We start from the raw sequence: 23,280 nt of genomic DNA on the forward strand, positions 1-23,280 counted from the left end.
TCTTTCTAAATCAACTATAGAAAAAATTGAAGTATATATTCCAAAAAAAGATGAACAAGAAAAATTGATGGGTTTACTTTCAGCCTTAGATGGAAGGATTCAAACCCAAAACAAAATAATTAGGGAATTAGATGTATTAAAAAATGTAATTTCACAAAGAATCTTTTCACAAGAATTAAGATTTCAAGATAGTAATGGATGTGATTTTCCTGCATGGGAAACGAAAAAATTAAAAGAAGTCTGTGATATAAATCCAAAAATCAAAAGTGTTCCGAACTCATTTTATTATATTGACTTAGAGAGTGTAGTAAATGGCCGTTTATTAAAAGAAGATAGAATTTTAAAAAGCGAAGCACCGAGTAGAGCTCAAAGGGTTTTAGCAAAGAATGATATTCTGTTTCAAATGGTTAGACCATATCAAAAGAATAATCTTTTTTTTGATAAAAAAGGAGAATATGTTGCATCAACTGGATATGCACAAATCAGAACTAAACAAAGTTCTCGATTCATTTACCAATACTTACATAATCGAAGATTCGTTGATAAAGTTATTGAAAGATGTACAGGAACAAGCTATCCAGCTATTAGCTCTACTGATTTTGGGAATATTGAAATAGATTGTCCAAGCCTCTCCGAACAAATCAAGATTGGTGATTTTCTTGCATCAATTGACACTAAAATAGATTTGGAAAATCAGCTTTTAAAAAAAATACAAGATCAGAAAAAACACTTGTTAGCAAACCTGTTTATATAAACAAATTTTGAAGTAAATATTGTTTTTGAACGTGATACTTTTTTAAAAGGACCTTTTCTATTTCGATCTTTTCATCTATTGAGAAAAGAAAATCGACGATCAGCGTTTGTTCGATCAACGTAGGAATGGGTAAAGTCAATTTAGATAATCTAACAGGTGCAATACTTAAAACTTTCGATCCATGAGCCTCCTTTTGTATTTGCTGCCTTACTTTTTCAGATCGGAATAAATATCCGCAAAAACCTATAGCGAAAATATTTTTTAGAGGTCGAGCTAATATAGTATGTAACCCCGATAATGTTTTCTGATCTTTTAAATTTACAATCTCAATACTTTTGCCTACATCCTTCAAATCTTCTGAAGCGTCTGCCAATATCAAATCTCCGACTTGGCAATAACTTTCTTTATTTATACTATTAGTGTTCACTTCAAGATTAATATATGGGGTATGTTCTTTTTCGACATTAAATAAGGTCCGATATTGGGTATGTATGTCGCCGTAATGAATATTTTTTATTATCCCTTCCGAATAGTTTAATTTTTCTCTTGAATAGGAGTTGGTTACTTTAAATTCAAAAACGTCTCCCATTTTTGTTTTATCCCATTCGGGAAAGACGTTCTCATCCGCCTTTTTAAATCTGAGTTTTCGACTAAATATTTCTTTAGTGAGAATTTGCATTAAAGTTTGTAGCTCTTCAATTATTTTGTTTTGAGTTTCGATACGTTTATTGAGAAGCGAAAGAAAAGAAGCAATTTTTAGCTGTTCACCAGCTACGGGCATTTTAAGTATAATCTTTTTTATACTGTCAAAGTTCAACCCTTCTCGACCACTGCCGGTTTGTAAGCTTTCAAAAATTGACTGCCCTTTAGCTGAGGAGAAAATCGGTTGGAGAAATCGAGGATTATAATTTTCTTTTAATCGAATGATGCACACATGCTGATTTACATTACCCAATGCAAAATCATCTGGAACCACACAACTACGTCCCAATGACGCACCAGTAATGTTTAACAAAATATCATTCGGTTTAACCACGCTGTTTTTCATCGTGGCATTTACCTCTTCAGAAATATAAACTGGATTTTCAAGTTCTAATTTTTCATTATTGACATTTTGACTTCTTATAAAAACTATGCCTTCAGACAGATAAACAGATTCTCCGCCTAATGGAGTTTTACCGCTATTTATTTTTTCAGTGATGTCTACCAGTTTTATCTCTTCCCACTTCTCAGTAAACCCTGGGAATCTCAAATTTGGAACCTTAAGGAAAGAACTTCCTGTTTTTAAATACTCTTTTTTACCTTTTGAGATTAATAATAACTTTTAAATCAATCTCATGAACGAACAAAAAACAATTGCCCAAGTAATTAATCTATGGAAGACCGACAAAAAACTATATGTTAAAAAGTCAAGCTTCTCAGCTTATGTACTTTTAGTTGAAAATCACCTGTTACCCGCTTTTGGCGACAAAAAAACAATTGAGGAAGCCCAAGTCCAGGCTTTTGTACTTCAAAAATTGGAACAGGGACTAAGCCAAAAGACTATTAAAGACATTTTGATAGTGTTAAAAATGGTGTTAAAATTCGGGGCCAAAAACAAATGGTTGGAGCATCAGCCATTCGATATCCAATTTCCTACAGAGAGGGAGAAACACAACATTGATGTACTGAGCAGAACGAACCAGAAAAAAGTGATGAGTTATATAGAAACACACTTTACGTTTCGCAATGTAGGTGTCTATATTTGTTTAAGTGCGGGCATACGCATTGGTGAAGTTTGCGCCCTTACATGGGAAGATATTGATACCGATAATGGTGTTATAAATGTAAGAAAAACAATACAACGGATTTATTTGGTAGAAGATGGCGACCGCAAAACAGAATTGATTCTGGATACTCCTAAAACCAAAAACTCGATCAGGGAGATACCTATGAGCAGGGATCTACTGCGAATGTTAAAACCTTTAAAGAAAATTGTAAACAATTCTTTTTTTATATTAACTAACGATGCGAAACCTACCGAGCCCCGAACTTATAGAAGCTATTATAAAAATTTAATGAAACAATTAAATATGCCCGATCTGAAATTTCATGGCTTACGACATAGTTTTGCCACCAGGTGTATCGAAAGCAAGTGCGATTATAAGACAGTCAGCGTGCTGTTAGGGCATTCAAACATTACTACTACGTTAAATTTGTATGTACATCCTAACTTAGAGCAAAAGAAAAAATGTATAGATCAAATGTTTAAGGCGTTAGGGTAACTAATTTGCCGGTTCGTAATTGGCTGTATTTGCTATCTTTAAAGGCTTTATCATAAATATGCCAAAACAATCCGAACAAATATTAGAAGAACAATTGATAACCAACTTGAAAAAGTTAGGTTATCAATATGTTTTATTATCCAATGAGTTAGCGTTGGTTCAAAACCTAAAAACACAGTTAGAAAAGCACAACAATATTAATTTTTCAGTTGGCGAGTTTGATAAGGTACTCAACATCCTTAACAAAGGCACTATTTTCGAGAAAGCCAAAACATTGCGCCAAAAACAGCACATTATTCGCGACAATGGCGAAAACCTTTATTTTGAATTCTTAAACACCGACCATTGGTGCCAAAATCAATATCAGGTAACCAACCAGGTTACACAAGAAGGGAAATACGTAAACCGGTACGATGTCACCCTTCTCATCAATGGGTTGCCATTGGTTCAAATAGAGCTAAAACGTAGGGGTTTGGAAATGAAAGAGGCTTTTAATCAACTTAATCGTTACCAAAGGCATTCATTTAATGCCAATTACGCCTTGTATCAGTACGTACAGGTATTTGTAATAAGCAATGGAGTAAATTCTAAATACTTTGCTAATAACCGTTACCAAGACTTTAAACAAACTTTTTATTGGACTGATAAAGAAAACAAACGCCTTACCAATATATTAAGCGACTTTACCGATGCTTTTTTAGAGCATTGTCATATCAGTAAAATGATATGTAAATATATCGTGCTTAACGAAGCCAATAAAATACCGATGATATTGCGCCCGTACCAATATTATGCTGTGGAGGCATTAATTGAACGGGTAAAGATCAGTAATAAAAATGCATACATCTGGCACACTACAGGTTCCGGAAAAACTCTAACATCATTTAAGGCCAGTCAAATATTGATGAATCTTCCGCAGGTTCATAAAGTGGTTTTTGTGGTTGATAGAAAAGATTTGGATTATCAAACCGCTAAAGAGTTTAATAGCTTTCAGGAAGGAAGCATCGATGGTGCTGACAATACCAATAATCTGGTAAAGCAGTTTACCGACACCTATGCTGACAAAAAGGGCGAGCATAAAAGTTCAAAACTTATCATAACAACTATTCAAAAACTAAATACTGCAATCAGTAAATTAAGATACGAAAGTAAAATGGCTAACTTAAAGGATAAACGAATCGTGTTTATCTTTGATGAATGCCACCGCAGCCAATTTGGCGAAACTCACCAACGTATAAAATCCTACTTTAACAACAGCCAATTATTTGGTTTTACAGGAACGCCAATATTTGCTGATAATGCTAATAAAAATGAATTAGGCAAGCGCACTACAAAAGATTTATTTGAAGATTGTCTGCATAAATACGTGATCACAGACGCTATTCGTGATGAAAATGTATTAAAGTTTTCGGTCGAATACGTAGGTAGATACAAACATAAAGATGGCCGTGAAACTGCTATAGATATTGAGGTCGAAGATATTGATACAAGGGAGTTAATGGAAGATGAAAATCGCTTAACAAAGATTACGGACTATATCATCGCGCATCATGACCGAAAAACACAAAGCAAACGTTTTACAGCGATGTTCTGTGTGGATAGTGTGAAAACATTGATTAAATATTATGGCCTTTTTCAACGTAGAAAAGAAGAGGGAGCCCATCAATTAAAAGTAGCTGCTATTTTTAGTTATGCGAATAACGAAGAAGATGCCGAAGCGAATGGTTTTATCCCCGAAGAAGTTTCGGTAGTTCAGGAACCGCAAGCTATTTACAATTTGCGACCACACGCCAGGGAAAAGTTAGACGAGTTTATTAATGATTACAATCAAATGTTTGGCTGTGCCTACAGCACGAAAGACAGTGAAAGTTTTTACAATTATTACAATGATATTTCCAAGCAGGTAAAGGACGGTAAAATTGACATATTGTTAGTGGTGAACATGTTTTTAACTGGTTTTGATAGTAAAACGTTAAATACGTTATACGTAGATAAAAACCTTAAATATCATGGTTTAATCCAAGCATACAGCCGTACCAACAGAATATTAAATGAACAAAAATCCCAAGGAAATATCGTTGCCTTTCGTAATCTCAAAAACAGAACCGATGAAGCTATAGCCTTATTCAGTAACAAGGATGCTATTGAAGTAATCATTATGCAGCCGTACGAGGATTATGCAAAAGAATTTGAAGAAGCTTTTGAAAAGCTAAAGGATATTACATCATCGCCAAATGATGTAAATGATCTACAAAGTGAAGATGACAAGCTGGAATTTGTAAAAGCCTTTCGAAATTTGATGAGGCTTAAAAATATCCTTACCTCTTTTGCGGATTTTACCTGGAATGATCTGCAAATGCCTGAGCAGGAGTTTGAGGATTTTAAAAGTAAATATCTTGATATTTACGAAGGCACCAAAGAAACGAAAGAAAGGGTCTCTATTTTGGAAGACGTAGATTTTGAATTAGAGCTTATACATCGCGACGAGATAAACGTAAATTATATCATTCAATTACTGATTAAACTCAAGTCACAGAATAAAGGCGATACAGAAAAGACGAAAAGAGAGATTGCTAATTTATTGTCTACTGAAACTACGTTACGTAGTAAACGTGAATTGATAGAACGTTTTATCGAAGAAAACCTACCACTGATTTCAGATACTGATGAAGTGACTACAGAATTTGACAGATACTGGGATAAAGAACAGAAGCTGGCTTTTGAAAAAATAATCATTGAAGAAAATCTTTCAAAGGCAAAAACAGAAAAATTGATTGAAGATTACCTTTTCGCAGAAAGAGAGCCATTAAGGGATGATTTACTGGATCTAATTGAAGGGGAAAAGCCAAGCATACTACTACGTAAAAAAAGAGGAGATAGTATTTTAATACGCATAAAAGATTTTGTAGAAACCTTTATTAACGGGATGGTTGGTTAAGTTAATCATCTTATATGTATTAAGGGAATCAAATAACTTGATTATCTGATTTGTTTTAAAGTTGTGTTAACCAATTAATAAGATGACAAGACCATATTTGAATTTTAGTATACAGGAGCTTGAGAATCGTTACATAGTTATTCACGACAACAAATCGGAGATAGAAGTCTTATTACGTGAATTGGATATCCGTACCACTTCACGTGCTAAAAAGTTATCTGAACAAGCTCGGCGTCGTGTGCAAGAATTATCATATGTAAAACCGTTTGTTAAAATTAAAGACGTTGTGTTACCTATAGGTCTTCCTGTTGACTTTCCACCGTTTATTGAAGTCAAACAAGTAAATAGTGACATTAACGCAGTGCGGATTCTTAACGCGTGGACGGCGCTAGAAGTATTATCTCCACAATCATTTCTTAAACCTGAACAATTGGCTCAGAATGGTGACCGAACATTAATTAAGTCGGCAGGGATTGGGCTCTTGCCTTGGGATGGCGACGGAGAAAAATCAAAGCCGGATTACAAGCTGTTTTATCATATCGTATTGGGCACAGTTAAAATGCCGGAAGCTGTCGCTGCGTTAATGGAGAAGTTTCCTGACAGTCGCGCAGAACGCCCTGTAAAGGCTGGCGAAGCCGTACTTGCTTCCTTATTGGTGGATCGTAATGGTTTTCTGGTAGATGAAGGTGCAGCGGTTATATCCAGTTTCGGTTGGGGGGTATCAAATGTTCTAAAAGGAAATCTTCGGCAACTTGGCGATTGGGCCGTGGTTGAGCCGAAGTTGACAAGCGATTTCTATAATTTTATTAATCGAAAGGATGACGAAGGAAATCCCTTGTCAGTTAGTAGTGCACTGATTGGGCAAGCCTACCATTGGATCAAAGAAAAATTCGATTTGCCAGATGGTTTGTTGAAGCAAGCTCCTTTTACGGTGAAGGTTTATCATTACATGCGTAACGCTGGACCGCCCGACCCATTACTACTAAATAGTTTTTTTGTTGCGGATCTTACTGCCGCAAAACAAGCATTTTTATCGGGTAAGCCTACATCCAATCTTACCCGTTATCTCGGAGGCTTGGTTCCCGATAGAACTTACGATTTGCTTGTCGAAAATGATATTCTCGAACAGATCGTAGCACCAGAGAACTTCCCTCCAGCCCGCTGGCCGGGTAAGGGTAGGCACCCTTTGGTACTGTTACAACAGGCAGCTGTGAATTTATCAGTAAATGGATTGAGGGGTAATGGTATTTTGCCGGTCAACGGCCCTCCGGGAACAGGTAAAACTACTTTACTGCGCGACATTGTTGCAGGATTGGTCACAGAAAGAGCAAAGCAAATGGTATCTTTTAATGATCCTAAAACTGCGTTTACTCACTCAGGCGAGAAAATTAATGTCGGAAATGGTTGGCTACATTTATATCAATTAAATGAGCGCTTAAAAGGGTTTGAGATGTTGGTTGTTTCATCTAACAACAAAGCGGTAGAAAATGTAAGCGCAGAGTTACCTTCGCTTGATGCTATTGCAGATGACGCGACCGATCTTCGATACTTTAAGACACTTTCTGATGCGGTTCATCAGAAAGAAACTTGGGGAATGTGTGCCGCCGTCTTAGGTAACGCGCTCAACCGGGCGACTTTCATGCAGCGTTTTTGGTGGGATAAGGAAACAGGTTTCCGTACCTATTTGGCCGCGGCATCGGGCATCTCGCAGAATTGGGAAGAAACGGATTCAAAAACCGGCACTGTTCGCATAAGAACGCCGCATATTATTGAAGTAGAAAATGCGCCAGCTAGTCCTGAACTGGCCTTGGTTGCCTGGCATCAGGCACGTCAACAATTTCAATCGGTTTTGCAGGCTGTTGAAGATAGGAAAGCAGAATTAGCAATCGTTCGGGCGAAGGTACGTTCTCTTCCGCGATTGATGACTGAAGAAAGAGACTTGGCAAAGGCAGCAAGTACAGCAGCATTAAATTTGGAACATGCTCAGGCTGATCTGCACAACGTAAGTAGTCTCTTAGCATCAACCATAATTCGGAAACAGCGGGCAGAAAACCAGATTACAGCACATCGTCAATCGCGACCGAGTTTTATCGCACGGCTTTTAAATACTACTCGTTTCGTAGAATGGAAAACTGTTAACCAAACTTTACTGAAAGATTTGTCGGATATATTGGAAATGCAAGTAAGGCAACTTAAAAGTGAACAAGATGTTAAGTATGAACTTGCAAAACGGAAAGATCAATCTCTAAAAGCCACAAAGGCAAATAAGGATACTTTGAAAGTATTAAGTGATGCACAAGCGGTGATTGCGCAATTTCAGTCAAAAAGCGGAACCCATCTGGTCGATGCCGATTTTTGGCGCAAACCTCATGCCGTCAAGCAGCTGACATCGCCATGGTTCGACGCTGCCGACCAGCGTTTACGTGATGCATTATTTATTGAAGCTATGAATGTACATAAAGCATTCATTGATGCCTCGGCACAGTATTTCCGGCATAACCTCGGCGTTCTAATGATGGCATTATCAGGGAAAGACTTTTCTGATACGAAAAAGCAAGTTTTATTACAGGACATGTGGGCCTCTTTGTTTCTGGTTATCCCATGTATTTCTACAACATTTGCATCAGTTGGCAGGATGATGAAAGAACTGCCTCCAGAATCTTTAGGCTATCTTTTAGTGGATGAAGCCGGGCAAGCTTTGCCACAAGCGGCCATTGGCGCCCTGATGCGTACTAAACGAGCGATCATTGTAGGCGATCCGGTTCAGATTGAACCTGTTGTGAGTTTACCAGATAGTCTAACACGAAGCATTTGTGGTGAATTTTTGGTAGAAGCAGATCGTTATAACGCGCCGGAGGGTTCAGTACAGACATTAGGAGATCAAACGTCTGCTTTTGTCGCTGATTTCGTGGCTCCTGGAGCCGTCCGCACGGTCGGAGTGCCTTTATTAGTACATCGGCGTTGTGCCGATCCGATGTTTTCGATTTCAAACAAGATCGGTTATGGTGGGCAGATGGTTCAGGCAAAGCGCCCTTTATCTTCATCAATACGAGATTTGTTCGGCCCTTCACGTTGGTTTGATATTGCAGGTCAAGCACAAGACAAATGGTGTGCTCAGGAAGGTGATTGGGTGATAGGGATGCTGCAACAATTGAAAAGCTCGGGTATAAAGCCCGATCTCTATATTGTAAGTCCTTTTGTAATAGTCGCGGATAATTTACGTATGCTGCTTCGTCGTACCGGTATCCTGCATAACTGGGTCGATAACCCGGAAAGTTGGCCATCGGAGCGCGTAGGCACTGTACACACAGTACAGGGCAGAGAAGCGGAAGCGGTGATATTTGTTCTGGGAGCACCGCTTCCCGCACAAAGTGGCGCTCGGAATTGGGCTGGCAAAAAGCCTAATTTATTGAATGTCGCAGTAACGCGATCAAAAGAGGTACTATATGTTGTTGGAAACAGGAGTTCATGGAAATCTGCTCACCTTTTTCAAGAATTACACAGGAGCCTTTCGGATATACTGTAGTTAAAATTAAATACTTAGTAAAAGGAGCAAAATAATCATAGATCTGACAACAAAAGCTTCATTAATTGGAAGACATATTGAATGAAAAACTCTGTTGATACTGTCATTCAAGATTTGTAAATAAAAATTGTGAGTTATTAACATTTTTTACTATATTATATATCTGTTACTTATTTGTTACTAAAACTCTGTAACTTTATGATATTCAGCCAATTGGTAGTTCCTGTATCGGAAAATAGTCAAACCTAAATCTTCTTGAATACTAACAATTGGTCATCAAAGTCTTCAGGCTGCTTATAATTTGCAGTTTAAAATCACAGATGAAAAGGGCTGCTTATGCCGCTTGTTAGGGATAGATCATAATCTAAAATATGAATTTTCTCACCTGCCCTGAGCGAGTTTTTAGCCCTTCCTAACAATAGAATGTTTTTGCATTGGTAGCCAGGAATTTCTCTATGGAATTATCGCAAATTAAAATTATGTTTATTAGAAAGTTTTAATGCAAATTATGCTACACCAAAAGACTTTTGCCCGGTAGGGCAGTAGTAATTATCAGCCCGTTTCTCCGGCGGCCTGTATTTGGTGATTTTTGAAACTGCCTGTTAATTATATATGAGCAGTTTATGCGGTCATCTTATATCGCATTATAAAAAGTAGCTAAAATAAGCCTATACAAGGGTAATATATGATAAAGCAACAAAGCCACAGGGATTAAATTTGTTGAAACGATTAAATAGATCTATTTAGCTCATTTATTCGGTTAGGAGATAGCTATTTACATTAACTGTAAAATTTACGCATGGCGTATTAGTTTTTTGTCTCGGTATCCTACGCTATAAACTTTAAATAATAAGATATGATGTAACCCAGGCAAGCAGGCTAACCTGCAATCAACAGCGGTGCGTTAGCACATACAAAACAATATTTAAAACTTAACCCTATATTAATGAGAAAACTTATACTTTATCTTGTACTGAGTTGTATATTATATACTTTACCCCATCTATCGTATGCGCAAACACCCATCAGAGTGGCACAGGGGCAGGTAAATGATGCTGAAGGCAAATCGGTAGCCGGTGCAACAATATCAGAAAAAGGTGTACCTGCAAACGGCACCATTACTAATGCCGATGGCCATTTTGAACTTAAGCTTAAAGGCCAGCTTAATACTTTGGTTATAAGCCTGCTTGGCTATAAGCGGGTAGAAGTAAAGGCTACCGAAAAAAGCACTACTTACACGCTCCAGATTGATGAGCATTCCTTAAATGATGTTGTTATTGTAGGCTACCAAAGCCAGAACCGGAGAGAGGTAACTGCTTCGGTATCCTCGTTAAAAGGTAAGGACATTGCAAATATACCCGCAGCCAGTTTCGATCAGATGCTGCAGGGCAGGTTACCTGGTGTTAGTGTACTTTCCAGTACCGGTGAGGTGGGCGCAAAGGCTAATATCGTAATTCGCGGATCAACCAATGTTGATTTTGGAAATGCCAATGGCGGTAATTCCGGCCCTTTGTATATTATAGATGGGATTATATTTGATGTGAATGCCATTGGGACAGCTTATGGTAACAACAACCCGCTGGCTTTAATCAATCCGGCCGATATAGAATCTATAGATGTACTGAAAGATGCTTCTGCGGCGGCCATCTATGGTGCCAGGGGAGGAAACGGGGTTATAATTGTAAAAACCAAACAGGCTAAAAGAGGCAGGCCGCAAATATCTCTTTCGGCGTTTGCAGGGGTAACTACATCGCCAAATTTAATTAAGGTAACAACAGGCGCTGCAGAACGCGCTTTAAAATTAAAGTTGTTATATAATCAACTTGGGTATAATAATATCCAAACAGGTGTAATACCAAGGCAATTAACAGATAGCTTAAACCCGGCTTTTAATAATGATGTAGATTGGCAGGGGCTGTTAATCAGGAAAACTACACTTGTAAATAGCCAAAGCGCTGCGATTGCCGGTTTTGCAGGTACAACATCATACCGTTTATCAGTAAACCATTATAATGAGCAAGGGGTATTAAATGGTTATGGCTTAGACAAAGTAACCCCGCATCTTAACCTGAATATCCAACCATTCAAAAAAATGTCTCTTGCGGTTGATCTGTTAATGAGTTCGCAAACGCAAAGCCACGGTGTGGGCGGTGCCGGTGCTAATTTATTCACCGCCTGGAATTTCCCAAGCTCATTTTTGCAGTTAAGCCCGGAACAGGTGGCCGTTTACAGCGGTAAGAAAAGTTACTACGATGATAACAGGACACTTACCCTGGTAGGATCTGTTAATTTGACAGATACATTGTCTAAAAATTTAACATTCAACAGTACTTACGGCGCAACAAACTATATTGATAAGTATGATTATTTTTCGCCGCAATTACTTAACGGTACGCTAAACACTGCTTATAGTAATGTTAGCAGTAGCCCGTCATGGTCGTTCGAGAATTTTCTTCAATACAACAAGGATTTTGGCAAACACCGTTTTATTTTTGCTGCCGGAGGCTCGCTTTACAGTTATGAAAATAATTATAATTACTCATCAGCAGCGGGTATCAATATTTCAGGTATCTATACTGTTCAATCTGTACCGCCGGGTATTAATTTAAATACCAATACCAGTTATTTGCGTAAAACCACACAATCATATTATGGCAGGATAAATTATGATTATGCAGGTAAATATTTGTTTACGGCCAGTTTCAGGAGGGATGCCACATCCATTTATAGCCCCGAATACAGATGGGGAACCTTTCCGGCTATGGCCGCTGGCTGGATAGCCTCAGATGAGTCGTTTTTTGCTCCCCTAAAAAATGTGGTTAACTTTTTAAAATTCAGGGCAAGCTATGGTATAGTTGGTAAAGACCCCGGTCAATGGTATTCAAAGTACCAAACATTAACTAATGATGCAAGCGGTTTTGCCAGTACCAATGGCACCATTAACCCCAACGGTTATCTGGGGGGCACACCAACTACCTACAATGGCACTACTGTAGTTTCACCATTCCCGTATTATAATTATTTTTTAAGCTCCGGTGTGCAATCAAGCAACAGCGTACGTTGGGAAAAGGATGCTCAGATAGATTTTGGCGGCGATATAGAATTGTTTAACAGCCGCGTGAACATCACGGTAGACTGGTACCGCAAAGATGCTAAAGATGTGTTTTTTTATAATGTACCGGCACAAGCAACAAGTGGTTATAAATTCTATTCGGGTAATTATGTCGACATCCGTAACCAGGGTTTTGAATTTGCTGCAAATGTTAATGTTTTGGGCCCTAAATCGCCATTTAAATGGAATTTTAATTTTAACGTATCCATAAATCAAAACATGGTTACCAAACTGCCCAATAATAACCGGGATTTTCTTTTTGGCGATTCGTGGTTCTACAAAACACTTACATTGGGCGAGCCTTTGTTTAGCTACAGGGTGTTTCATACTAACGGTGTTTATGCAACTAACGCTGATGTGCCAACAGACCCTACCACCGGGAAAAAACAAACTTATTACGGTGTGCCCCTGCAGGCAGGCGATCCTAAATACGTTGACGTAAACGGCGATTATAATATTACCAATGATGATAAGTACATAGCCGGTAACCCAAACCCCAAATACACAGGTGGCTTTGGCAGTACCTTTAATTATAAACGTGTTACTTTAAGCTTTTTTGCCTCGTTTGTTGCGGGTCGTAAAATATTGAACGGCTCCTTATCTGATGCCCTTAACGGAACCCGTAACATTGGTGGTTGGGGCACTATTGGCGGCGTAGCCACTTATACCAATACCTTAAACCAATTTTGGCAGTTACCGGGCGATAAAAGTACTTATGCGCGCCTGGTATATCCCAACGGATCGCAAACCGACCCGTGGAATATCGGTACAGACTATTTTATCAGGGATGGCAGTTTCATCAAATTAAGGAATGTATCGCTTGGGTATGATCTGCCTGATAAATGGATCAGATCATTAGGCCTTAAACGCGTAAACGTGTACGTTTTGGGGGATAACCTGGCAATCTGGAAAAAGGCAAAGGACATTGCAGACCCAGAACTGGTTGATCCGACCACCGGTTCCTCTAATGTGATCTATCCAACCGCCGCTAAATATACATTAGGTTTTAACATTGATTTGTAGGGTGGGGTACAACCTAAACTTGCCTGCCACATTCTTTAATCTAAAACTTTAACAATCAAAATAACGTGAAAATGAAAGCTAAATATCAACTATTATATGTAGCAGTGATACTGTTATTATTCACTTCCTGTAAAAAGTTTCTTGATCAGATGCCCATCAGTACGCCAACAGATCAAACTACCTGGCAAACAGAGGGCGACGCCAATGCCGGGGTTGCTGCCAGTTATTCGCTGCTTAGGTCGGCCTTTAATGCATCGCTTGCTTATTACAGCTATGGAGACCTTGCCTCCGGCGAATTTTTAACTGCCGAAGATCCGTCGTTCAGTAATGTGCTGAATGTGCGCTGGGGCACAGCCGTACAAAGTTCTTTTACCTATGATCCGCTTTTAAAATTACGGATCTATACACCGTTTTATACCGCAGTTGCGCAAAGTAACCGTTGCCTTAATAAGATCAATAACATGCCGTTAAGTGTTTTTACAGGGGATAATACAGTATCACAAACTGCAGCAAAAAACAAGTATCTGGGCGAGGCTTATTACACCAGGGCTTTTGCTTATTTCATTATGTGCCGTGTTTGGGGGGATGTTCCGCTTGTATTAGAGAACACCGAGGCCACTGTTAACCAGCAATACGGGCGAACCGCACAGGCTGTAGTATTAAAACAAGCTATAGATGACCTGTCTAAAGCTACACAGTATTTAAATTTAAAAGATAATTCGTCGCCCGATAGGGCGGTGCGTGCCGATAAAGGTGCTGCATATGCTTTACTTGCGCATATCTATGCCTGGATGGGAGATTATGATAACTGCAGCCTTGCATGCGACAAGGTGATCAATTCCGGGTCGTACAGCCTTACCAATGCTGCAAATTTTATGGATATTTATAAAGGCCAGTCGCAGGAAAGTATTTTTGAGATAGCACAAAATAATATAACTGAAAGCATTGATGCCAATAATGCTTATACCCTTGCAGGTGCAACGCTTACTACGCCTTACATTAAGCGTACGGTGCCTGCCTGGGTGCTCGACGGAAGCAAGGTAACCGCCTTATATACCGATACCAACGATGTGCGTTTAAAAAAAGGATTCGTAAAAATTTCAAGCGGTACTACATCATTTTACGAGTGCATCAAGTACGCAAACATTGTAAATGTAAATGGTAATCCTAATTACCAGGCATCCTTAAACAATATCGTAATTTTCAGGCTGGCGGATATCCAGTTGTTAAAAGCAGAAGCACTTTGTGCAAAATCATCTGCCGAATATAGCTCTGCCTTATCAATCGTTAACAACTTGCGGTTGTACCGTGGTGCAGCCCCTATAACGGGTGTATCTGGTGCTGATGTGTTACAAGTGGTTAATGACGAACGCGGGCGCGAACTGTTTTTAGAAGGGCATCGCTTTTATGATCTGGTGAGATTAGAAAGGGTAAATCATTTACAGCAGTTTGATAATATCTCATCAGCTGAATTTGCTGCAGGCAAATACTACTGGCCGCTTGACCCAACACTGTTTATAAACAATTCTCAGCTTACACAAACCCCGTTTTGGGTTGGTAAAGTGTTTAATTGATATCTGATTTAAATAATAGAAGCTATGAAACAAATTATAAAAAGTAATATACCGGTTGTATTGGCTATTTTCCTGGCGTTTGGTATGGCGGCTTGTAAAAAAGACGCATACTTAACAGACGGGGGCTTAAGTAAAGTTAAAACCTCTTACTCTACCTATGATTATCTTAAAAATAATCAGTATCACCAGTTTGATACGGTAATGACACTTATCGATCATTATCAGTTAAAAAACACCGTAAACAATGCCAAAACGTTTTTTGCATTTACAGACATGTCTGTAAACTTACTGATGAAGTCGTTAAAGGTCACTACCATCGATCAGCTTACAGATTCGGTAAGTGCCAAGCTTTTTACCCAGTACATGTTTAATAAAACTATAACACTTGATGATGCTACGCTAACTGCTGTGCCTTACACTAATGAAGTAGGTTCCGCAGCGCCATCTGCAATTAAGAAGGTAAGTACAGGTGTGCCGGTTTATCTGGCCAATAGTGCGCCTGTTTTTAATTATTTCACGCTGGAGTATGTTAAGATCAACGGTGCCGTAGACGGTTCGGCAGGTACACCTGCTAATGATCTGATAGATCTGGTTTTGCAGTGCCAAACCACCGGGATACAAACCAGTACAGGTACAACCCTGCATGTATTGGTAAATAATGCAGCGCTCAACAAATTATAATAATGATATATACCCTATAAAATCATAACATGATGTTAAAAAATACAAAGTTGGGATCTGTGGTGCTTATGCTCTCCTTTTTCCTGTTAATTGTGTACGGTTGCCAAAAAATACCCAAAGGATTTATAAGCGATAGTATATTTTATAATCTTAACCCTTTTACAGTTTCGCAAGGGATTACAACCGTATCAACAGGTTTGGTTATTGATGGGTCTACAACGCCTATGAATGTTAAACTTTTAGTCGTACGGGATATGGCCACAGGTAAAGATGCTGCAAACATATTATTAAAGCCCGATACCATAAGGCTTTTTAAAGGCGCAGTAGATTACAATGACTCTACAGAAGCTATGCTTAATCTTAAATTAAAAGATAGCACGCTTGCGCCTTTTAGCATAAATAATATTGGCGGCAGGATGCAATTTACCCAGGCAACTAAGTTTGTACCTGTTGGTAATTATAATTTCGATATTGAGGTTTCTAACATCCGGGGTACAAAGATCATTAATAATGCCTGTAAAATTATTGTGCAGGGTGCATCGCCCGATACGCTTAGTTATTTAGCTTACAATCAATCGGATAGTAAATTTACAAGTTTTGTTACTAAGTCGGCTTCGTTATTAGATGTTAAAATAACGCATAACGCCGCCGGGCCGGATAAGATCATATACGTATGGAAAGACAAGAACGGAAAGCCGTTTGATCCATCTAAGGGTGAAGTAACAGCCCGGCCGGGGCGCCCTACCTGGGCAGATTGGGACCCATATTATCCTCAGTTAAAAACCGATACTTCTTTTGAATACCGTTACCCTTCGGGCGTGCCACAAATGCCTGTATTTAGCGCCGCAAAAAAGTATCCCGGTTTTGGAACAGGAATTACCTATTATTCTGTAGCCGGTACACATAATGATCTGGGCGTAAATGCAAACACTACATTTACCATTAACTATAATCTTACCAAGGGGACTTTTGTGGTAGTTATTACCGTGAAAGATCTGGTAAGGGTGCCTTAAACACTCTCTTTAAAAAATGCCAGAAGCTGTTTGTATAAAAGCAAACAGCTTTTTTATTGAGTTGTATTTTTTTGTTTGCAGCATAAATATGTACGCACCCTAATTCAATACTATTATAGATAGAGTTATTTAGGTCGCTGCTTTATCATCAAATAAGCTATACTAACCAAAGCGTTATACATCTAATGTGTTAAAATAGATTTACAACGTGCTAAAATCTTGCTGTTAACAGGCTATCTGGCCGTTTAATTTTGATTGCCAATTATTTAACAATATCAATTATTAATATTAACTAATTCAAACTTAGTGTTATGAAAAGCAATTTCTTTTTTGTTCTGATGATTATCTCCTGCTATGGTTTTTCGGCATGTAAGCGGGATACTATCTCACCCGTTGTGCCAAATGCCGGTAATGATTCATTAAAGCTTGCGGCCACATCAAAAACAATTTATTACCCGGCAAGCGCATTCCTGGTTCCGGCCAATAACGATTATACTAATAGTAACAGCGAATTTAGCAATTCAAGAAAATCAGAATCTGCTAATCTGGCCATGTTTTGGGCAAAGGAGTACGGTAGCGACCCATCCACCTATTCAGATGCAACGCAAAGGTTTAACCCCGCAACTGCATTAACTGCCCTGGAGCGATTTTATACCTGTTACCGGGATACGTTAAAATTTGTTCAGAAAGGAAACTCCTTAACCGACCAATACAAAATGCTGACTTATGCCTTTTACAGCAGCACTGACGGCACTGCATACGGCGGTGGCGTTGATAATAAAATAGGTGTGTTATGGACACCCGGTGTCAGGATGAATGCAGCTCCTTATGGTGCACTCGCCCATGAACTTGGGCATTCTTTTCAATACATGGTACATGCAGACGGGGCGTGGGGATATACCACAGTGCCATCCGGAAGCAATAGCCAAACAATTTTTGAAATGACCTCGCAGTACATGTTGTTTCAAAACTATCTTAACTGGATGACTTTTGAGAATTACCACCTAACAAGTTTTATGCAACAAACCCATTTGGCATTTTTACATGAAGATAATCAATATCATTCTCCATATGTGTTAGAGTATTGGTCTAATAAAAGAGGGCGGGATTTTGTTGGCAAACTATGGCGCAGCGCAATACAGGGGGAGGACCCTGTATTAACCTATCAAAGAATAACAGGCTTAAATCAGGCGCAATTTAATGACGAAATGTTTGATGCATACAGGCATTTTATAACCTGGGATATGGCCCGGATAGCCATCGCCGCTAAACCCTACGCGAATCAGCATGTTAGTACACTAAACGCTGCTGGTAACGGCTGGTACAGAATAGCCGAAAGTAATTGTCCGCAAAACTATGGTTATAACGGTATAAAGCTGAACGTTCCTGCCTCTGGAACTGTTTTAACATTAAACTTTCAAGGGCTTGCAGGAGCCGCCGGATACAGATCAATAAAGGTAGATAAAGCAGGTTGGAGATATGGGTTCTTAGCGGTAAAACAAGATGGTACAAGGGCGTATGGAACAACCTATTCAAATGCTACAGGTACTGCCACTTTTACTGTGCCAGCCAATACGAGTTACTTATGGCTAATTGTGAGCGGAGCGCCAACGCAGCATTGGGAACACCTTAATGATGGGCAGGTAAATAATGATGAGCAATGGCCTTATCAAGTGAAAATAACCGGTACCACTATTAATAGTGCGATGATCAAATAAGATAGTTTTTAATAAATGATCAGAATAAATTAATTAACAGGCATTGCGTATTGCAATGCCTGCTTTTTTTAAATAGAATGGTTTACTGGCAGATGATTTTCTTTAAATACTTTTAAAAGTAGGTTTTGGTTAATATGCAATTATCTTAGGCTAATTTACAACCAAACCGGAGCGTGGCTGAAGATATCTTTACTAATTGATTATTTATAACCTCAATTGTAAAAACTATGTACATTAAGCCATTCGTAAAAAAAGTGTTGCTGACGCATTTGCTCCTGTTCGGAACAATACTCACGGTTCTTGCTCAAACAGCGTTAAAGGGCCATGTGGCAACTGAAACTGGCACTGCAGTGCCAGGAGCCGTTGTAAAAATAAAAGATAAGCCGGGCGTGACAATAACAGATGCAAACGGAAATTTTTCTGTAAGCTATTCAAAGCCGGCTGCACTAACCGTAAGTGCCATGGGTTACGCTGCATTCGAAACGGTTTTAAACGCTCAAACGTCGATAGAGATCGTACTGAAAGAGCAAGTTACACAGCTTAATGATGTGGTGGTTACGGCTATAGGGGTTAAACGCGAAAAACGCTTGCTTACCTACAGCACACAGGAAATTAAAAGTGAAGAATTAACACGTGCCAAAGAGCCCAATGTGATAAACGCCATGACGGGTAAACTTTCTGGGGTACAGATCACGTCATCATCAGGCACGGCCGGCTCATCAACAAGGATTGTGGTTCGTGGGGCTGTATCTGTAAATGGCAATAACGAAGCGTTATTTGTGGTTGATGGAGTGCCGGTAGATAATTCAGAAACGGGTAATATTGGTGGTGGTGCTGCCGGTGCGGGCAGCAGCAGGATAATTGATATTGACCCTAATAATATAGAAAGTGTAAACGTTTTAAAAGGTGCTGCTGCAACAGCTTTATATGGTTCAAGAGGCGCCTCAGGGGCGGTGCTAATCACCACTAAGAGCGGTTCGCTTAATAAAAAAGCATCTATAACGTTTACTTCTGATTATTCTTTTGAAAAGGGTTTATTCCCCCAAAATCAACATTTATACAGCCAGGGTACCGGCGGTGTATTTTACAACGGGGAAGATCGTAAAACCAGCGCATCGTGGGGAGCCCGGATGGACACGCTTTTGATAAACGGTAAAAAAGCCCCTGTTTATGATCCTTTCTCTTACTTCAGAACAGGCCATACTACCAATAACACGTTAAGTATTGGTGGCGGCAACAACAATTCTACCTACTTTATTTCCTACTCCTACTTTAATCAGCAGGGCATTTCACCTAATAACGATTTTAAAAGACATTCGTTTTTCACAAAATACACCACCAATATTGTAAAAAACCTTACTACTACCTTTCAACTTGGCTATACAAATTCTGCTCAGGAACGCTTGCCGGAGGGGGCGAGTAACGGGCCGTTATTTGTAGTGCTTGTGCAACCCATTTCATGGAACCCATATCCTGTACTTAACCCGGATGGTACTCAGCGTTTATACAGATTTTCCAGAAATGCGCCGCTCTGGACGCTGGATAACATAAGTAATACTGCCATTGTTAATCGTTTTTTACCCGTAACAACTTTTAATTACACAGCCAATAAATGGCTTACGGTTACAGAAAGGTTAGGAGCGGATATTTATACGGAACAAGATAAATATACAGAAAATCCCAGTGCCGCCATTGGTTTAAAGGGGCAGATCAAAGACCAGGTGATCAACTATCGCCAATTTAATCATGATTTGATTATCAACGCCAATCAAAAATTCGGAAAGTTTGATCTGAACCTGTTATTGGGTAATAATTACAATTCTATTTATTCGCAATACACCAATCTTACAGGTACGGGGTTGGTCATAAAAGATTTTTACAACGTGTCTGCCGGTTCAACTTTAACAGGGTCTGAAGGGCATAGTTCTCAGCGTAAGATCGGTTTTTATTCGCAGGCTAATATGGAGTATGATAAATTCCTAATCTTATCCTTAACAGGCCGCTATGATGGTAGCTCGGTACTTTATCAGCAAAAACAATTTTATCCTTACGGGTCAGTTGCCGGTGGGGTTATCTTTACACATTTCCTGCCCGAAAATGTAACTCAGGTATTAAATTTTGGTAAGGTGCGCCTGTCTTATGCAACGGTTGGTAACGATGCGGTAGGTCCTTATTCGCTTAATACACCGTACATTCTGGCCGGAAGGAATACCAACGCAGGCTATTTTCCATTCCCTTACCAGGGCCAGCCCGGCTTTTTACAAAGCGCAACATTAGGCAATCCCTACCTGCAAAACGAAAAGTTAAAAGAGTTTGAAACAGGTTTAGAGCTTAAATTCTTAAATAATCGCATCAGTTTTGAAGGTTCTTATTTTAACAGAAAATCAATAAATGGCATTATACCAGGCATACAGATTTCTAACGCCACAGGCTATGGCGGTACAACAGTAAACTCGGCCAGCATAAGTAATAAAGGTGTAGAGCTTTTGTTAAATGCAACTCCTGTACAATCAAAAGATTTTAGCTGGGATGTATCTGTTAATTTTACCCGTATTAGAAATAAAGTACTTGAAATTAACAACGAAAAGGGCATCACTCAATTAGGAAGGGTTATTGTTGGGCAACCTTATAATATTTTTTATGGTGTAAGATATAAGCGAAATGCCGGTGGCCAAATGTTAATTGATGATGCCGGTCTTCCTGTTGTGGATTCTGAGCAAGGTGTAGTTGGTAACGCAAACCCTGATTGGACTGGCGGTATCACCAATTCATTTAGGTACAAGCAATTTGGTTTAAGCTTTTTCTTTGACGTAAAAATGCATGGCGATGTACAAAATGATGTAGAAAGTGTAGCGTTTTTTTACGGAACAGCAAAAGTTACCGAAAACCGCGCACCATTTGTAGCAAGCGGCGTTAACGAGACCACCGGTTTGCCAAATACGGTAAAGGTAGATGCACAAACTTATTATCAAAGCAGGCAGTATGAATCATCTATTCAGGATGGTACTTATGTAAAGTTAAGAAACGTAAGCCTGTCTTATCAGCTATTGCCGGCCACCATTATCAAAACACCTTTTAAAAGTGCGTCTTTAACGGTTACCGGCAGAAACCTGTGGATTTACAGCCCGCACTTTACCGGTGCCGACCCGGAGGTTAGCTCTTACGGAAGTTCAAACGGGGCACAGGGTATATACGCTTTTTCTACTCCAACAGCCCGGTCATTTAATCTTTCTTTAAAACTTGGTTTTTAAGTTTTTTATTAAAATATAAGATAAAACAAATGAAAAAAATTTATATATGTTTCGCATTGCTGTTGGTGATTACCGGTAGCTGCAAAAAAGTACTGGATATTAATAACGATCCAAATAATCCGAACGATGTTCAGGAGCCCTTGTTACTGGCACCGATTGAGTTGAATATTTCAGATCAGATATATGCCGGGAATGCAAGCACCATTGTGCAAAATTTTATGCAGGTGATAGCTGCCAATCAACCCAATCCCGGCTTGTGGAATTACCAGCTTTTTAATATTGATATGGATGGCGATTGGTATAATTTTTATGTAAATGCCTTAAATAATTTAAGAATTTTAGATACTAAAGCAACCGCTAAACAAAGCTATAATTATGCTGCTATCGCCAAAATTCTATCAGCTTATACCTTAGGTACAGCTACGGATATTTGGGGAGACATACCTTATTCTGAAGCTTTAAAGGGAAGTAATAATTTAACACCAACTTATGATAAGCAGGAAGATATCTATAAAGCTGTGCAGGCCCTTTTAGATAATGGAATTGCAGATATCAACAAAAATAGTATTACGATACCTGGTGGCGACGACTATTTTTACAAGGGTGATATGGTAAAATGGAAAAAGCTGGCATACACTTTAAAAGCACGTTATTATATGCACCTTGCCAAGGCACCGGGTTATACCGCCGCCGCGCAGGCTGATCTTGTACTAAATGCGCTTAACAATGGTATGGCTTCTAATGATGATGATTTAACGTTTAAATATACCGGGTCTGCCGGTGGTGAAAACACGATCAATCTCACATTTTCGCCGGTTACCACATATGTGCTTAATTCCACCTATGTAAACGGTTTTAAAAGCAGGAACGACCCACGGCTTACCAAGATCATTAAGCCCGCAGCATCTACAAACCTTTACAACGGGCGTACAATAGGCGAAGTTACTGGTGATCTGTCTACCTACTCTTATCCCGCTGATTTTTATGCAGGCGCAGAGTCACCCAATTATATTATGAACTTTTCTGAAGCTTTATTTCTTAAGGCAGAGGCATTATTTATTAAATCAGGAGCAGCAACGGCTCAACCTGTTTATCAGGCTGCAGTTAAATCAAATTTGGCTAAATTAGCAGTAAGTGATGCAGATGCAGCCACCTATCTTAGCCAAAGAGGCACGTTAACAGCCACTAACGCTATCCAATTGATCATGGAAGAAAAAAGCATCGCGAATTTTTTTAATATAGAAAATTTTACCGATTGGAGGCGAACCGGTTATCCTGCTATTAATAAGGTAAATGGTGCATTATCTGAAATACCAAGGCGGCTACTTTATCCACAAAGCGAGATATTAACCAATGCCCGGCCGCAGCAAAGCGCTAAACTTACAGACAGGCTTTGGTGGGATGTTCAATGATCTGCAAATTGCTG

12 protein-coding genes are annotated in these 23,280 nt (G+C 39.1%); 11 read left to right on the forward strand and 1 reads right to left on the reverse strand.

Features of this window, described 5'->3' with window-relative positions; genetic code table 11:
* A partial coding sequence (locus tag E2R65_RS11225) for a restriction endonuclease subunit S (protein ID WP_204986300.1) occupies positions 1 to 754 on the forward strand: 754 nt, incomplete at its 5' end.
* On the opposite strand, the gene E2R65_RS11230 is transcribed toward E2R65_RS11225, so the two are convergent.
* Positions 747 to 2,006 carry a restriction endonuclease subunit S gene (locus tag E2R65_RS11230; protein ID WP_134336582.1) on the reverse strand — a complete coding sequence of 420 codons (1,260 nt, stop codon included), beginning with the start codon at positions 2,004 to 2,006 and terminating at the stop codon, positions 747 to 749. The genes E2R65_RS11225 and E2R65_RS11230 overlap by 8 nt on opposite strands.
* Positions 2,007 to 2,091: 85 nt before the next feature.
* Between E2R65_RS11230 and E2R65_RS11235 the strand changes: the two genes are divergently transcribed.
* The 10 genes from E2R65_RS11235 to E2R65_RS11280 all read left to right on the forward strand — a co-directional run bounded on the left by E2R65_RS11235 (position 2,092) and on the right by E2R65_RS11280 (position 23,266).
* On the forward strand, positions 2,092 to 3,018 hold the full coding sequence (locus tag E2R65_RS11235) for a tyrosine-type recombinase/integrase (protein WP_134336583.1): 927 nt from the start codon (positions 2,092 to 2,094) through the stop codon (positions 3,016 to 3,018).
* 19 nt (positions 3,019 to 3,037) lie between these two features.
* Positions 3,038 to 5,956, forward strand: coding sequence for a type I restriction endonuclease subunit R (locus E2R65_RS11240; RefSeq protein WP_204986301.1), 2,919 nt, complete (start codon positions 3,038 to 3,040; stop codon positions 5,954 to 5,956).
* An 82-nt stretch (positions 5,957 to 6,038) separates the two neighbouring features.
* The gene (locus E2R65_RS11245; protein WP_134336584.1) at positions 6,039 to 9,482 is read left to right on the forward strand and encodes a DEAD/DEAH box helicase; all 3,444 of its coding nucleotides are present in this window, start codon (positions 6,039 to 6,041) and stop codon (positions 9,480 to 9,482) included.
* A gap of 946 nt (positions 9,483 to 10,428) precedes the next feature.
* Positions 10,429 to 13,617: a SusC/RagA family TonB-linked outer membrane protein gene (locus E2R65_RS11250; protein ID WP_134336585.1), complete on the forward strand. Its 3,189-nt coding sequence runs from the start codon at positions 10,429 to 10,431 to the stop codon at positions 13,615 to 13,617.
* Positions 13,618 to 13,688: 71 nt separating this feature from the next.
* Positions 13,689 to 15,191, forward strand: a complete 1,503-nt coding sequence (locus E2R65_RS11255; protein WP_134336586.1) for a RagB/SusD family nutrient uptake outer membrane protein — start codon at positions 13,689 to 13,691, stop codon at positions 15,189 to 15,191.
* A gap of 24 nt (positions 15,192 to 15,215) precedes the next feature.
* Positions 15,216 to 15,872, forward strand: a complete 657-nt coding sequence (locus tag E2R65_RS11260; protein WP_134336587.1) for a hypothetical protein — start codon at positions 15,216 to 15,218, stop codon at positions 15,870 to 15,872.
* 29 nt (positions 15,873 to 15,901) lie between these two features.
* Positions 15,902 to 16,885: a hypothetical protein gene (locus E2R65_RS11265; RefSeq protein WP_229704623.1), complete on the forward strand. Its 984-nt coding sequence runs from the start codon at positions 15,902 to 15,904 to the stop codon at positions 16,883 to 16,885.
* A gap of 311 nt (positions 16,886 to 17,196) precedes the next feature.
* Positions 17,197 to 18,603, forward strand: coding sequence for a DUF6055 domain-containing protein (locus tag E2R65_RS11270; RefSeq protein ID WP_183500361.1), 1,407 nt, complete (start codon positions 17,197 to 17,199; stop codon positions 18,601 to 18,603).
* Positions 18,604 to 18,929: 326 nt separating this feature from the next.
* Positions 18,930 to 21,854 carry a SusC/RagA family TonB-linked outer membrane protein gene (locus tag E2R65_RS11275; protein ID WP_204986302.1) on the forward strand — a complete coding sequence of 975 codons (2,925 nt, stop codon included), beginning with the start codon at positions 18,930 to 18,932 and terminating at the stop codon, positions 21,852 to 21,854.
* A gap of 29 nt (positions 21,855 to 21,883) precedes the next feature.
* Complete coding sequence (locus E2R65_RS11280; RefSeq protein WP_134336589.1) at positions 21,884 to 23,266, forward strand: SusD/RagB family nutrient-binding outer membrane lipoprotein; 1,383 nt, start codon at positions 21,884 to 21,886, stop codon at positions 23,264 to 23,266.
* Positions 23,267 to 23,280: the final 14 nt, after the last annotated feature.

Origin of the sequence: Mucilaginibacter phyllosphaerae (assembly GCF_004378255.1) — a bacterium.
In the GTDB taxonomy this organism is placed as follows: domain Bacteria; phylum Bacteroidota; class Bacteroidia; order Sphingobacteriales; family Sphingobacteriaceae; genus Mucilaginibacter; species Mucilaginibacter phyllosphaerae.

Bases quoted from the DNA above. Each gene is read 5' to 3' on its own strand.
- E2R65_RS11250 (WP_134336585.1), top strand. From the start codon at position 10,429: ATGAGAAAACTTATACTTTATCTTGTACTGAGTTGTATATTATATACT.
- E2R65_RS11235 (WP_134336583.1), top strand. From the start codon at position 2,092: ATGAACGAACAAAAAACAATTGCCCAAGTAATTAATCTATGGAAGACC.
- E2R65_RS11280 (WP_134336589.1), top strand. From the start codon at position 21,884: ATGAAAAAAATTTATATATGTTTCGCATTGCTGTTGGTGATTACCGGT.
- E2R65_RS11245 (WP_134336584.1), top strand. From the start codon at position 6,039: ATGACAAGACCATATTTGAATTTTAGTATACAGGAGCTTGAGAATCGT.
- E2R65_RS11255 (WP_134336586.1), top strand. From the start codon at position 13,689: ATGAAAGCTAAATATCAACTATTATATGTAGCAGTGATACTGTTATTA.
- E2R65_RS11270 (WP_183500361.1), top strand. From the start codon at position 17,197: ATGAAAAGCAATTTCTTTTTTGTTCTGATGATTATCTCCTGCTATGGT.
- E2R65_RS11260 (WP_134336587.1), top strand. From the start codon at position 15,216: ATGAAACAAATTATAAAAAGTAATATACCGGTTGTATTGGCTATTTTC.
- E2R65_RS11265 (WP_229704623.1), top strand. From the start codon at position 15,902: ATGATGTTAAAAAATACAAAGTTGGGATCTGTGGTGCTTATGCTCTCC.